18 protein-coding genes, 1 tRNA gene and 1 pseudogene are annotated in these 12,165 nt (G+C 56.1%); 9 read left to right on the top strand and 11 right to left on the bottom strand.

Features of this window, described 5'->3' with window-relative positions:
• Positions 1-126: 126 nt before the first annotated feature.
• Entirely contained in the window at positions 127-600 is a 474-nt protein-coding gene (locus tag QTO30_RS02100; protein WP_340422190.1) for a CoA-binding protein, read from the top strand.
• A gap of 408 nt (positions 601-1,008) precedes the next feature.
• Complete coding sequence (locus tag QTO30_RS02105; RefSeq protein WP_340422192.1) at positions 1,009-2,133, top strand: serine/threonine protein kinase; 1,125 nt, start codon at positions 1,009-1,011, stop codon at positions 2,131-2,133.
• On the opposite strand, the gene QTO30_RS02110 is transcribed toward QTO30_RS02105, so the two are convergent.
• A complete protein-coding gene (locus tag QTO30_RS02110; protein WP_340422193.1) occupies positions 2,130-2,438 on the bottom strand; it encodes a phosphoribosyl-ATP diphosphatase in 309 nt (102 codons plus the stop codon). The two genes, QTO30_RS02105 and QTO30_RS02110, sit on opposite strands and share 4 nt — an antisense overlap.
• Entirely contained in the window at positions 2,435-3,196 is a 762-nt protein-coding gene (gene hisF / locus QTO30_RS02115) for an imidazole glycerol phosphate synthase subunit HisF (RefSeq protein ID WP_340422194.1), read from the bottom strand. The genes QTO30_RS02110 and hisF overlap by 4 nt, the downstream gene beginning before the upstream one ends.
• 102 nt (positions 3,197-3,298) lie before the next feature.
• Here hisF and QTO30_RS02120 point away from each other — a divergent pair, with 102 nt between their 5' ends.
• Complete coding sequence (locus QTO30_RS02120) at positions 3,299-3,568, top strand: DUF302 domain-containing protein (protein WP_340422195.1); 270 nt, start codon at positions 3,299-3,301, stop codon at positions 3,566-3,568.
• Positions 3,569-3,624: 56 nt separating this feature from the next.
• A complete protein-coding gene (locus QTO30_RS02125; RefSeq protein WP_340422197.1) occupies positions 3,625-3,747 on the top strand; it encodes a hypothetical protein in 123 nt (40 codons plus the stop codon).
• Here QTO30_RS02125 and QTO30_RS02130 read toward each other — a convergent pair.
• Positions 3,744-4,199, bottom strand: coding sequence for a DUF2867 domain-containing protein (locus QTO30_RS02130; RefSeq protein WP_340422199.1), 456 nt, complete (start codon positions 4,197-4,199; stop codon positions 3,744-3,746). The genes QTO30_RS02125 and QTO30_RS02130 overlap by 4 nt on opposite strands.
• Before the next feature lie 3 nt (positions 4,200-4,202).
• Positions 4,203-4,922, bottom strand: a complete 720-nt coding sequence (gene hisA / locus QTO30_RS02135) for a 1-(5-phosphoribosyl)-5-[(5-phosphoribosylamino)methylideneamino]imidazole-4-carboxamide isomerase (protein ID WP_340422200.1) — start codon at positions 4,920-4,922, stop codon at positions 4,203-4,205.
• A gap of 140 nt (positions 4,923-5,062) precedes the next feature.
• Here hisA and QTO30_RS02140 point away from each other — a divergent pair, with 140 nt between their 5' ends.
• The 4 genes from QTO30_RS02140 (at position 5,063) to QTO30_RS02155 (ending at position 7,497) form a co-directional block, all read left to right on the top strand.
• Positions 5,063-5,452 (top strand): DUF2147 domain-containing protein, encoded by a 390-nt coding sequence (locus QTO30_RS02140; protein WP_340422201.1) that lies wholly within the window; start codon positions 5,063-5,065, stop codon positions 5,450-5,452.
• Between the two features lie 183 nt (positions 5,453-5,635).
• On the top strand, positions 5,636-6,019 hold the full coding sequence (locus tag QTO30_RS02145) for a LysM peptidoglycan-binding domain-containing protein (protein ID WP_340422202.1): 384 nt from the start codon (positions 5,636-5,638) through the stop codon (positions 6,017-6,019).
• Positions 6,012-6,713 (top strand): transporter substrate-binding domain-containing protein, encoded by a 702-nt coding sequence (locus tag QTO30_RS02150; RefSeq protein ID WP_340422203.1) that lies wholly within the window; start codon positions 6,012-6,014, stop codon positions 6,711-6,713. The genes QTO30_RS02145 and QTO30_RS02150 overlap by 8 nt, the downstream gene beginning before the upstream one ends.
• A 163-nt stretch (positions 6,714-6,876) precedes the next feature.
• Complete coding sequence (locus tag QTO30_RS02155; RefSeq protein ID WP_340422205.1) at positions 6,877-7,497, top strand: hypothetical protein; 621 nt, start codon at positions 6,877-6,879, stop codon at positions 7,495-7,497.
• A 12-nt stretch (positions 7,498-7,509) separates the two neighbouring features.
• Here QTO30_RS02155 and QTO30_RS02160 read toward each other — a convergent pair whose 3' ends face one another.
• From QTO30_RS02160 to hisB, 3 genes and pseudogenes are all read right to left on the bottom strand, one after another.
• Complete coding sequence (locus QTO30_RS02160) at positions 7,510-7,983, bottom strand: lytic transglycosylase domain-containing protein (RefSeq protein ID WP_340422207.1); 474 nt, start codon at positions 7,981-7,983, stop codon at positions 7,510-7,512.
• Between the two features lie 107 nt (positions 7,984-8,090).
• Positions 8,091-8,728 (bottom strand): annotated as a pseudogene (gene hisH, locus QTO30_RS02165) (imidazole glycerol phosphate synthase subunit HisH).
• On the bottom strand, positions 8,725-9,312 hold the full coding sequence (hisB, locus tag QTO30_RS02170) for an imidazoleglycerol-phosphate dehydratase HisB (RefSeq protein WP_340422209.1): 588 nt from the start codon (positions 9,310-9,312) through the stop codon (positions 8,725-8,727). Before hisB ends, hisH begins: the two are co-directional and overlap by 4 nt.
• 148 nt (positions 9,313-9,460) lie before the next feature.
• Here hisB and QTO30_RS02175 point away from each other — a divergent pair, with 148 nt between their 5' ends.
• Positions 9,461-10,201 (top strand): imidazoleglycerol-phosphate dehydratase, encoded by a 741-nt coding sequence (locus QTO30_RS02175; protein ID WP_340422211.1) that lies wholly within the window; start codon positions 9,461-9,463, stop codon positions 10,199-10,201.
• 95 nt (positions 10,202-10,296) lie between these two features.
• Here QTO30_RS02175 and QTO30_RS02180 read toward each other — a convergent pair.
• The 4 genes from QTO30_RS02180 to QTO30_RS02195 all read right to left on the bottom strand — a co-directional run bounded on the left by QTO30_RS02180 (position 10,297) and on the right by QTO30_RS02195 (position 12,165).
• Positions 10,297-10,371 (bottom strand) — tRNA-Gly (locus tag QTO30_RS02180).
• 84 nt (positions 10,372-10,455) lie between these two features.
• Positions 10,456-11,280, bottom strand: coding sequence for a metallophosphoesterase (locus tag QTO30_RS02185; protein WP_340422213.1), 825 nt, complete (start codon positions 11,278-11,280; stop codon positions 10,456-10,458).
• Positions 11,281-11,284: 4 nt separating this feature from the next.
• Entirely contained in the window at positions 11,285-11,680 is a 396-nt protein-coding gene (locus tag QTO30_RS02190; protein ID WP_340422214.1) for a VOC family protein, read from the bottom strand.
• Entirely contained in the window at positions 11,674-12,165 is a 492-nt protein-coding gene (locus tag QTO30_RS02195) for a DUF2314 domain-containing protein (protein ID WP_340422216.1), read from the bottom strand. Before QTO30_RS02195 ends, QTO30_RS02190 begins: the two co-directional genes overlap by 7 nt.

A 12,165-nucleotide genomic window follows, 5' to 3' on the forward strand; every position in this document is an offset into this window, starting at 1 on the left:
TTATGTAGCATTGGAAGGCGTGCGTTCGGAACCTGCGCGCCTTCTCACTGTCCCTCTGTTCCGCAACTTGCGCCCGGGGTTGTCCGGGCGCTTTTTTGTCGGCACGTCGCAGGTTATAGTGCGCTGATGCAGTATTCTGATGATCACCTTCGCGCCATTCTCAAACGCACCAAGACGATTGCAGTTGTCGGGGTGTCGGCCAATGAAATCCGTCCCAGCTACTATGTGGCCCGCTATCTGGGTCTGAAGGGGTATCGGGTAATCCCGGTCAATCCCGGGCTGGCGGGGCAGACACTGCTGGGGGAAACGGTGTATGCTGATCTACGTGACGTGCCGGACGATGTGGATATGGTCGATATCTTTCGCCGTTCCGAGGCTGTGCCACCCATCGTGACCGCAGCGCTGGCGCGTTGGCCGAACCTGCAAACGATCTGGATGCAAATCGGGGTGAGACATGCCGAAGCGACGGCCGAGGCCGAAGCGCGCGGCGTCGATGTCATTCAGGATCGTTGCCCGAAGATCGAGTATCAGCGCCTGTTCTCTGAACTGCGCATGGGCGGCTTTGCCACGGGCATTATTTCATCAAAATTAGAGCTTTAGCCGATCTGTTCATGAAAAAATGGCGCTTTGCCACAACAAAGGCACAATTGTCGCACAATCATCAGTGGCTGCCGTGCAAATGATTCCATACGCGTCAAATTGAAGGTGCTTTGTGTTTGACTTTGCAGGTGCAACTATATGTATAACCGCAAGTTCCCGTATCAGTGTTTGTTTTTCCGTTGTTCCTTACAACCATGGATAATCAATGCAAGAAACACGTATTATTGATGCATCGCAGACGTATGATCAGCAAGGTCAAGGACTGCCGACAGACTTGGAGTTGCTTGGCGGCAAGTTCAAAATTGATCGTCAGATCGGTGCAGGTGGATCGGGATCACCTATATCGCGCAGGATACCTTTCTTGAGCGTGCGGTTGTTGTCAAAGAGTGTTTTCCCGAGTCGATTTGCATGCGTTTTGGCAACCGCGTCACGGTCAACTCGCCCACGCATGAAGTTCAGTTTCGCAAGATCGTTGATATGTTCATGCGCGAGGCCCGCAGTTTGGCCCGCTTGCGTCATCCAAATATCGTAAGCGTCCATCAGGCATTTGAGGAAAACGGTACCGCCTATATGGTATTGGATCTGTTTGAGGGTCGTGACCTGCTGGATGCGATTGAGGACGATAACGACACGCTTATGCCTGACCAGATCCGTGATATCCTGCTCAAGGTTCTGGACGCCATTGATTTGGTGCATAGCCATGACCTGCTGCACCGTGATATCTCGCCCGATAACATTCTGCTCGACAAATGGGGCACCCCTGCGCTGATCGATTTTGGCGCCGCGCGCGAGGATGCGAGCCAGAAAACAGGCGCTGTTTCGACCATGTTGGTGGTTAAGGATGGCTATTCCCCGCATGAGTTTTATGTCTCTGGCGGTATTCAAGGCCCTTGCAGCGACCTCTATGCGTTGGCTGCGACGATGTACCATCTGATTTCCGGGAAAGCTCCGCCTGTCAGTCAGACCCGTGTGTCTGCCTTGGCGGACCTCAACGATGATCCTTACGAGCCGCTCGCGGGGAACTTCCCGCAATACGAGCCTGCTTTCTTAGAAGCCATCGACAAAGCAATGAGTGTGCCGCCGAAGGACCGGATTCAATCCGCCAAAGAGTGGCTGACTCTGATTGCGCAAGAAAGCAAGAAGCCCAAGAAAGTTGAGTTTCCCGAGAACAAACATCTCACAAAAACCATCAGTGAGCTGATTGAGGAAACCAATAAGCATGTGACACCGGTGATCCCAAAAGAACCGATTGTCGCGCCCAAAACCTCATCCCCGCAGCGCAGCGAACGCTACCGTCCAGAGTGGGTTGAGGAGTTTAACCGTGAAACTGTTGAGGTGGCAGAGCGCAAGCGCCGTGAAGCAGAGCGGGCTGCTGCCCAAGAAGCAGCCCGCCGCGCGGAAGAGGCGCGCCAGGCCAAGCGCGAACGTTTGGCCAAAGAAGCCGCGCTGGAGGCGCAGCGCCAGCAAAAGATAGCAGAAGAGGCGCGGTCGTCGAGAATTCTGGGCTGGGTGACAGGCAGTAAACCCGGCTAGGTGCGTCCTGCTTTTTCTGCAATGCCAGATGTGCCTTGGCGGTCCGCGAGTGTCTTGAGCACATTCTCTAGCGGTACATCCCGTGCCGCAAGCATGACCAGAAGATGATAGAGCACATCGGCTGCTTCACTTGTGAGGCGGTCCTGGTCGCCTTTAACGGCCTCGACAATCGCTTCGATGGCTTCTTCCCCGAATTTTTCAGCGCATTTCTCGGGCCCTTGCGACAAGAGCTTTGCGGTCCAGCTGCTTTCAGGGTCAGTACCTTTGCGCGACGCGATGATATCGGCCAGATCGTTCAGGGTCATGTCATCCTCACGGGGATACCGGCGGCGGCCATATGAGCTTTGGCCTCGCCAATAGTGTAGGTGCCAAAATGAAAGATCGAAGCGGCCAGCACGGCGGAGGCACCGCCTTCGGTCACACCTTCGACAAGGTGATCCAAGGTGCCCACACCGCCAGAGGCAATCACCGGCACATCAACCGCGTCCGAGATTGCGCGTGTTAGGGGCAAGTTGAAACCCGCCTTCGTGCCGTCCCGGTCCATGGACGTCAGCAGGATTTCCCCAGCCCCTTTTTCAACGACCGTTTTGGCGAATGCCACAGCGTCGATGCCTGTTGCACGGCGTCCGCCATGGGTAAAAATCTCCCACTTGCCGGGGGCCACGGTTTTGGCGTCAATCGCCACGACGATGCATTGCGAGCCAAAGCGCATGGCGGCCTCGGCCACCACATCGGGGTTGGCGACGGCAGCAGAATTGAAGCTGACCTTATCTGCGCCAGCCAGCAGCAGATCGCGCACATCGTGGTGGGTGCGCACGCCGCCACCGATGGTCAGCGGCATAAAGCATTGCTCAGCCGTGCGCGTGGCCAGATCGAACATGGTGCCCCGGTTTTCCTGCGTGGCCATGATGTCCAGAAAACACAGCTCATCCGCGCCTGCCGCATTGTAGGCAATCGCGGCATCTACGGGATCGCCCGCATCAATCAGGTCAATGAAATTCACGCCTTTCACAACGCGCCCTTCGGCGACATCGAGGCAGGGGATGATCCGGGTCTTCAACATGGCGTGATCTCTAGGCGGAATCGCGCGAAATGGGAAGGGGTGGGGTGGATCACGCGCACCGATCAGCGTTAGCTGACACCACTGGAAAATGGGAGCTATCAAATGAAACTTGCCATCACTGCCGCTTTGATCGGGCTTTGTGCCGCACCTTTATGGGCCGAAAACATGATGAAATCCTCACCACTCTCTGTCGCTGAAACCATTGATGGCCTTGAGGCCGCTGTGAACGGGGCAGGGGCCACAGTCTTTGCCCGCGTTGATCATGCGGCAGGTGCGCAAAGCGTAGGCAAGTCGATCCCGGATGCGACTTTGCTGATCTTTGGCAATCCAGCCTTGGGTACACTCGCGATGGAAGATGACATTCGTGCTTAGGCCTGATGCTGCCCTTGCGTGTCTTGGCCTATGAAGATGCCGACGGAAACACGCAGATGACATGGACCCCGGCGGAAGAGTTGCTGGAGGGATTGGATATCGCCTCGGATGCCGAGGTTGTCGGCAAAATCAACGGCGCGCTGAACATGCTGACGGATAAGGCCATGAGCGCAAACTAGGCCCGCGCGACCCGTGCCAAAGCGTTGCGCGCAATCGCGATGTGAAACGGCATGATCGCGGCCAGATAGATTCGGCCACCAATGTTATGGGGGGCGACCCAAGTCGCCAGACTGATTTGCCCTTCATGCGACAGGACAGACACCAGAAAGTTCAGGTGTTTGTCGTCGAACCCGGCAATCACTTCGGTTTCAGTTTCTGATTGTACCGGGAAGGGGCCCAGTTTGTCGGCCGCCTCTGGCCCATCTTGGCTAAGTCCGAAAGGCCCCGTGACGATCTTGCGGATGATCAACAGAAACCGCGCCCATCCGGGAAAGGCTGTGATGATTTCCGCGGCACGCCGTGGTGGCAGCTCAGAGGCCACGCTGTAGCAATCCATGAAATCACCCGCGACGCGCTGATCATGCAAGGCGCTGGCGGCGGGGAGCGTGATTTTGCTGACCGGATTGCCCATGCACTATCCTTTAAGCTGGGCCAGCGCTGCGGCGAGATCAATGGCCCCATCATAAAGCGCCCGACCAGAGATGGCGCCAGAGATGACACCCGTCTCTTGCAGCGCTGTCAGATCATCCGTCGACGATACCCCGCCAGATGCGATGACGGGGATATCCACGGCGCGCGCCAGTGCAGCGGTCGCGTCGATATTCGGCCCTTTCATCGCACCGTCGCGCATAATGTCGGTGTAGATGATGGCCGCGATCCCTGCGTCCTCGAATGATTTTGCGAGGTCGGTGACCATCACATCTGTTTCTTCAGCCCACCCGCGCGTGGCGACACGCCCGTTGCGGGCGTCAAGGCCGACGGCGACCTGACTGGGAAAGGCTTTGGCGGCGTCGCGCACCAGATCGGGGTTTTCGACTGCAACCGTGCCAAGGATGACACGGGTCAGCCCCTTGTCCAACCACCGCTCAATCGTGGCCATGTCACGGATACCACCGCCCAGTTGGGCGGGCACGGGACAGGCTTTGAGGATCGCCTCAACCGGGGCGGCATTCACGGGTTCGCCCGCGAAGGCACCGTTGAGGTCCACAAGGTGTAACCACTCGCAGCCCGCCGCGACGAAGTCTTTCGCTTGGGCGGCCGGATCATCGTTGAAAACGGTGGTCTGATCCATGTCGCCATATACCAATCGCACGGCGTTTCCGTCTTTGAGATCAATGGCAGGGTAGAGGATCATCGGCGCGCCTTTCACGTTTGCTTGCGTTTATGCATGCTCGGCAGAGGATTGCAACGCGCGGCTTTGACCCAACGTCTTACTTGATTGCGGGTCCGTTGCGCGCGCATGATCTGGCCCAGCAACTCAGGGAGGAGATGAGTATGAAACGACTTCTGATTTTGGCAGCATCGCTGTTTGCCTTTGCAACGGCAGCATCTGCGCAAGACGCAGCCCTTGGCGTGTGGCAGACCGAGGTTGACGACGGTGCTTATGCCCATATCACCATGGCCCCATGTGGCGCCGCAGTTTGCGGCGTGATCAGCCGAACCTTCAATGCGGATGGCGAATACCAGTCCGAAAACATCGGCAAAACGCTGGTGATCGATATGGTGCCACAGGGCGGTGGTGCCTATGAAGGGTCGGTCTGGCGCCCGTCCAACAACAAGATCTACATCGGCAAGATGGATGTCGAAGGCAACAGCTTGCGCCTGCGTGGGTGCGTCGCCGGTGGCCTGCTGTGTTCCAGCCAGAACTGGGTGCGTGTGGGGTAAGACGCATGCTCTGTAACGCAAAGCCTCCCGCATTGCGGGGGCTTTGGTTTTTGGGGCACCAATTGATGCAATTTGATGAAAAACGGTCACGTTGGGTCAATGACCCAAAGGCTTCCGTATTTTTGCCACAAAGCGTTCTTAGCCGATGAAGCATCAAGACATGCAATTCAAGGTACAGCATACATGCGCAACCCGCGAACATACCTTCTTTCGACCTGCCTCTGCCTAACCGCAGCGGCGGCTTCTGCCCAAAGCATTAGCTGTGGACAAGACTATACAGTGCAATCTGGCGACTTTCTGTCCAGCATTGCAGAGCAGGCCTATGGCAACACGGGCAGTTTTAACCTGATCTACAGTGCCAATGCCGAGGCCATCGGCCCGAACCCGGGTCTGATCAACATTGGTGACGTTCTCTTCATCCCTTGCCTTGACGGCGACCTTGGTCAATCTGCTGCGAATGCATCCGCAATCCGGAATGTGCAGACGACCGAGCAACTGCTCAGCACCAGCCGAAGACAAGCCGATCCGCGTTTTGACAGCCACCGGCTGGGCCCCTTTCATGGATGAGGATCAGGCGCAGGGCGGTTTGCTGACCGAGATTATCAACCTTGCGCTTGAGAATGCCGATGGAAACCCCGAGTACCAGATCGACTTCATCAATGACGACGGGGCACACCTGAACCCGCTGATCGTTGATCACGCCTATGACATCAGCATCGGCTGGAGCCAGCCGAATTGTGACATCATGGACAAGCTGGAAGACGAGTCGCAGTTCCGCTGCAATAACCTCGATTTCAGTGCGCCTCTTTATGAAGAAGTGCTTGGTTACTACAGCCTGTCCAGCGATCCGGTCTTTGCAGATCACGCCGAGCTGATCGGCAAGAGCATCTGTCGCGCAGAAGCCTTCACACTGGCGCCGCTTGAAGAGGTTGAACTCGTCTCACCAGCCGTCACGATTGTCCGTGCGCCTACAGCAGCCGACTGCATCAACTATGTGGTTGATGGACAGGCTGATGTGGCGCTGGTTGCCGTTGATGCGGCGGATGGCCGGATCAGCGAATTGAACGCTCAGGCCACCGTCCAGATGCACGAGGCGCTGACGTTTGTTGACGTGCTCCATGCTGTGATCGCCAAGACCCATCCGCGTAACGCGGAAATCATGGATACGGTGAACAGCGGGTTGGAGAACATCAAAGCCTCTGGCCTTTGGTTTGCGACAGTACGTCGCCACATGACCGAGTTCCGCAAGGCAAACTTGTAAGCTTCGGTTTTTATCAATAAGGCATCCATTCAGTTGTTTTGATGGGTGTCTTGCTGGCCCTTTTGGTATTGCAGGGCGGCTACGATCTGCAGAAGACCCGTGTATTTGGTCCGTCAAACTGCGCGTAACTCCACTTTTGCCTATTCAAGTCATGGACACCAACATGGAAAACGTCTTTCAAACCTATCGCTTTATCGCTTCAGGCATCCACCTCATCCGGCAATCGTTTATGATGACGGCTGCCTGCATAGTATGTGGAACATCTGCCTTTGCGCAGGATAGCGAGACTGTCACGCTTAAGTTTTACGATGGCGATGGAATCAGCGGTGAATTGATCGAAGCGAATGATCAGTTTGTGATGCTCAGAAGTTCAATTGGTATGGTCACGATCCCCGTCGAGGGTGTTTCTTGTATCGGTCAGGCCTGCCCGGAGGCGATGCGGTTTGTTCCGGTTGGGCCGACACTGACCTTTACAACCACTGACGGTTCCGTCGAAGTCATGGGCCAATTGATCGAGATTTCGAATGATCAATATGTTATCGCAACCAACCTGGGTGAGTTGCGTATAAATGTCGATGGGGCGATCTGCTCGGGCGACGGATGCCCGGATGTGGGCAGTCAGCCAACTTTTGGGGGCGATGTGATCCTGACAAATGGCGCGACCGTGATTGAGGGCAAGCTCATTGGGATTGAAGGTGCAGCCTATCTCGTGGAGGTGCCAACGATGGGGGCAATCCGGGTGGATTCCGGGGTATTCGAGTGCGCTGGTGCAAGCTGCCCTTGATCGCCTCTGCTTCTAACCGGACCGCAGTCCCGTTTCGACCAACATCCCGCGCCGCTTGGCTTCGTAGTAATAGCCGCGCGCGTACCAGTTGACTGCGGTCTGTTCATCGCCATCCGAAACAAGCCAAGCGCCACGCAGATATCGTCCGGCGTAGATAAGGTTTGTTTCGGCGTCCAGCAGGCCTTCGGGCGATCCACGATAGCCCATAGTCCGCGCTGTTTCAGGCAGAATTTGCATTAGACCATAGTACGGGCCGTTGCGCGCGCCGGGCCGGTGTGTGCTTTCGCGGATGATCACCCGGTGTAGCAAAGTCACGGGGATATCGTGCACATCGGCGTATTTGTTGATCAGGCGCCGCAGTTCCGGTGTCTCATTGGGATAAAGCGGAATGTCTGCGGCCCTGCTGGCGCTGGGCGTATCACGGCGACCTCCGCAAGCGGCCAAGGCGCCTGCGCTTATCATGAAAAAATGGCGACGGTTGATCATATTCTGCTCTGCTCTCGATTTTTTTGCGCTCTTGCATGGCGCAGTTGTTTTTAGTGATGCCTCAGAATTGGCTGTCTGCGTTTGCTATGCAATATCAGAATTGTTGTTCAGGGTGCCCAACGCAAGAAATTGCCGATCATGCGTAGACCGGCATCCTGGCTTTTTTCGGGGTGGAACTGTGTGCCGATCATCGTGTCGCGCCCGATAATCGCGGTCACCTCGCCACCATACTCAACATGTGCCAAGCGTTCGGCAGGGTTGGTCACGTCCATTGCGTAGGAATGCACGAAATAGGCATGGTCGCCCGTCGCGATCCCCTCCAGCACGGGATGCGGGTTGTCGATCACCAGATCGTTCCAGCCCATATGCGGGACCTTCAACGATGGGTCTGCCGGAGTGATCTTACAGATATCGCCTGCCACCCAGTCAAACCCTAGGGTTTCTTCGTACTCATGCCCGGTGGTCGCCATCATTTGCATGCCGACGCAGATCCCAAAAAGGGGCGCGCGCGCGTGGTCACCGCCTCGACAATCGCCTCAGCCAATCCGGTGCGCGCGAAAAGCTCGGCCCGGCAGTGCGGGAACGCGCCATCACCGGGCAGTACGATGCGGTCAGCCTTGGCCACGACATCAGGGTCCGAGGTCACGATGATTGAACCCGACCCGATCTCCGTCGCCATCCGTTCAAACGCTTTCTGCGCCGAGTGCAGATTGCCGCTGTCATAATCGACAAGTGCCGTGGTCATAGGCTGCCCTTGGTCGATGGGATGGCGTCTGTTTTACGCGGATCGGTCTCTACCGCCTCACGCAGCGCGCGGGCGACCGCTTTGAACGCAGCCTCTGCAATGTGATGCGCGTTAAAGCCGTGCAGCTTGTCGATGTGCAGCGTGATGCCACCATGGGTACTGAGGGCCTGAAAGAATTCGCGCACCAATTCGGTGTCAAACGTGCCAATCTTGCCAAAGGGCAGATCAAGATTGCAGATTAGATAGGGGCGTGCCGACAGGTCCAGCGCGCAACGCACCTGCGCATCATCCATCGCAAGGTGACAACTGCCATAGCGCCGGATGCCGCGCTTGTCGCCCAAGGCTTCTGTCAAAGCCTGACCCAACGCGATCCCCACGTCCTCAACGGTATGGTGATCGTCGATGTGTAGATCACCGGCGGCGCGGATCGTCATGTCAATCAACGCATGGCGCGACAACTGATCCAGCATATGGTCAAAAAACCCGACGCCAGTCTGGTTGTCGTACTGACCGATGCCATCAAGGTTGATGGTGACAGAGATATCCGTCTCGGCCGTTTTGCGTGTGATCGTGGCTGTCCGCATGTGTTCGCGTCCTTTGGTGTTGCCCTTGCTCTATAGGGTGAAGCGGGGCAGGGGCCAAGCCTGCGCAAACCCCTCGTGACATTTTCAACAAAATTTAAGGAGTTGATTCCTATGATGAACCCATGCTGCCATTAATCAGGAGAATCCGATGAAAGCCCTCATTCTACGCGCTGATGAAAATGCATCAGTCGCAACTGCACGTGCACTGATCGACAAAGGGTTTCAAATCCTGTCGGTTAATACCCAGGTTGTGGCCCATGCGCTGATCCGCGTGGATACCATTGATCTATTGGTGATGGATGAACAGATCGAAGGGCAGCTAACCCATGCCATCGCGCTGTCAGGTGAGCGGAGAAACCCTTACCTGAGTGCGATTTTGCTGACCGATCGGGGGCGCGGGCAAACTGATGATCTTTATGATCTGATCCCTAGTCTCTATGGCATTGTCGGTAGCGATGCGGCACCAGAGTTGATTGGTAAACTGGCGCTAAGTGCGGTCAGCAATATTGAATCTGCTGTGGCCCGTGCAGAAAAAGAGGCTGCGATGAATGCAGCCGAGAATGCGGAAATAGCTGAAACAGAGCCGCTGATCCTGGCACAGGCGGACATGTCGCCGCCCGAAGATGAGATGGATAATCCCGAGCCAAGCTACGCTGATGTGGCCATTGCAGCCCCAGCGCTGGCCGAAATGACGATGGAAAAACGTGATGTGCCCTTACAGAAGATAGAAGACGCATTGCCGCTGGATGAATCGCAAGCTTTGCGCCGGGCCGTGATGCTGGAACATGTTGAAGACGCGGTCAGTGCAGAAGTTGCGGCTTTATTTCGCAAGAACACGTCGTCACTACAAGTGCAACCGTCGCAGTCTTACGCTGCTAAGGCCGGATAGCTCAGACGGCACGTGTCACGACTGGCGCGAAACCAAGACCTGATCCCAAAAAACAAAAAGCCGCAGCATTCGCTGCGGCCTTTTGTTTTTCAAATTGGAGCGGGCGATGAGATTCGAACTCACGACCCTAACCTTGGCAAGGTTATGCTCTACCCCTGAGCTACGCCCGCGCGCCAATTCGTGAGGGCTGATCTATAAAGAGTTGCGGTGTTCTGCAAGGCTAAAATCGCGCGAATGCGCGTTTTTCTGTCTTGTCATGATCGCGGCTCTCTTTGCGCACCGTAACCATCGATCACTCGCGCACCTGTGCCGACATCAATGCTGTGGATAATCAGGCCATCGGGAGCCAACAGACCCAAACCGTAGGCCCCCGGTTCATCCGTCGACAAGCCGGAGGTATGTTTGACCAGTTCGACCACGCCTTGGTGACAGGGGCTTTTGAAGACGGTCCAAGGGACGCCATTGGTGTTGCCTGAAATCGTTTGGTGCATGTGCCCGCAGACCAGATGTAGGTTGCCGTGTCGTGCCAGCAAATCCAAAACAGCCGCGCCATTTGCCAGCATGATCCTGTCCATGCCGATGACGCCAGTTTTGAAGGGCGGATGGTGGATACAGACGATTGCGTGGCGACCTGAACGGGTGGTCAATGCCGTTTCCAGAAAAGATAGCCGGTCGGGGCAGAGCAGCCCTGCGTGATGCCCACCGGGGTAAGGCGGGCCATCAAGCGAATCCAACGTGATGAGCCGATGTGTGCCAATATCGCGCCACTGCTGGATATGACCGGAGGTCGTTTTTGGTGCATCAGGGAACTGCGCCAGGAAGGCGTCGCGCCGGTCATGATTGCCGATCATCGGTATGATGGGAATGGTGACCTGTGACAGGTTACGCGCCAGCTCGGCATATTCCGCGGCATGCCCATGGTGGGTCAAATCGCCCAACAAAATCAGGGCCGCAGCATCGGGATGAGCGGATATTGCTGCCTCCAGCACGGCCTCTAGTCGCTCAGACGGGTCCAACCCGATGATCGTTTCACCCTGTGCGCAAATGTGCGGATCGCTGATGAACAGGATTTTCTGCATGACGTCAGCCTTTGAATTGAATCAGATCCCACCTGTTTCCAAAAGGATCACGAAACACAGCGACTTGGCCATAGGATTCATCGCGAGGTGCTTCTTCAAAGGTGACACCTTTGGTCGTCATTGCCGCGTGATCGCGCGCGAAATCATCAGTTTGCAGGAATAGCCAGACACGGCCTCCACCTTGATTCCCAATTGCTGCGATCTGTTCAGCACCAACCGCTTTGGCGAGTAGAAAGCCGGTCTCGGCGTCTTTGGGGCCGACGCGCACCCAGCGTTTGCCGCCCCCAAGGTCGGTGTCTTCATGCAGATCAAAACCCATCTGATCTACAAAGAATGCAATCCCAGCCTGATAACTTGGTACCAGCAGGCTGATCAGCGCAAGGCGTTGTTGTGCTACCACGTTTCGGGGATTGGATTGTCAGACATCGCAGGCACCATGTCAGGTGTGACCGCGCCGCTCGCCACCATTTCACGTATGGTATAGCCGCCATACATCACGCCGTCTTCGGAAAACAACGCCCAATCAGCGATTTGGGTTGTGTCAAATGTTACAGTATCGCCTGCGTTCGCCCCTTTGATGTCCTGAGGTTGGTTTGCAAGAATGCCGATCCATTCGGTTGCAGAGGTCTGGGCGAAGGGGCTGACCCAGATGATCTCATTCCCGTTCGCCGTTGGTATGCTGACCTTTAGCATCGTTTGTGGCGCGGATTGTCCATCACTGAGGGTGTTTTCAAGAAACACATCAAGCGTATCGCGGGCTTCTGCCATGGCGGCGTTCATGCTTGCATCGTCTGTTGCGAAGTTGAACGTTGGATCGCCTTGCGCCCAGATCGGGGCGCTGAAGGTCAGAAATGCGATCAGCGTTATGTGGATGAATTTTGACAT

Origin of the sequence: Yoonia sp. GPGPB17 (assembly GCF_037892195.1) — a bacterium.
GTDB lineage: Bacteria > Pseudomonadota > Alphaproteobacteria > Rhodobacterales > Rhodobacteraceae > Yoonia.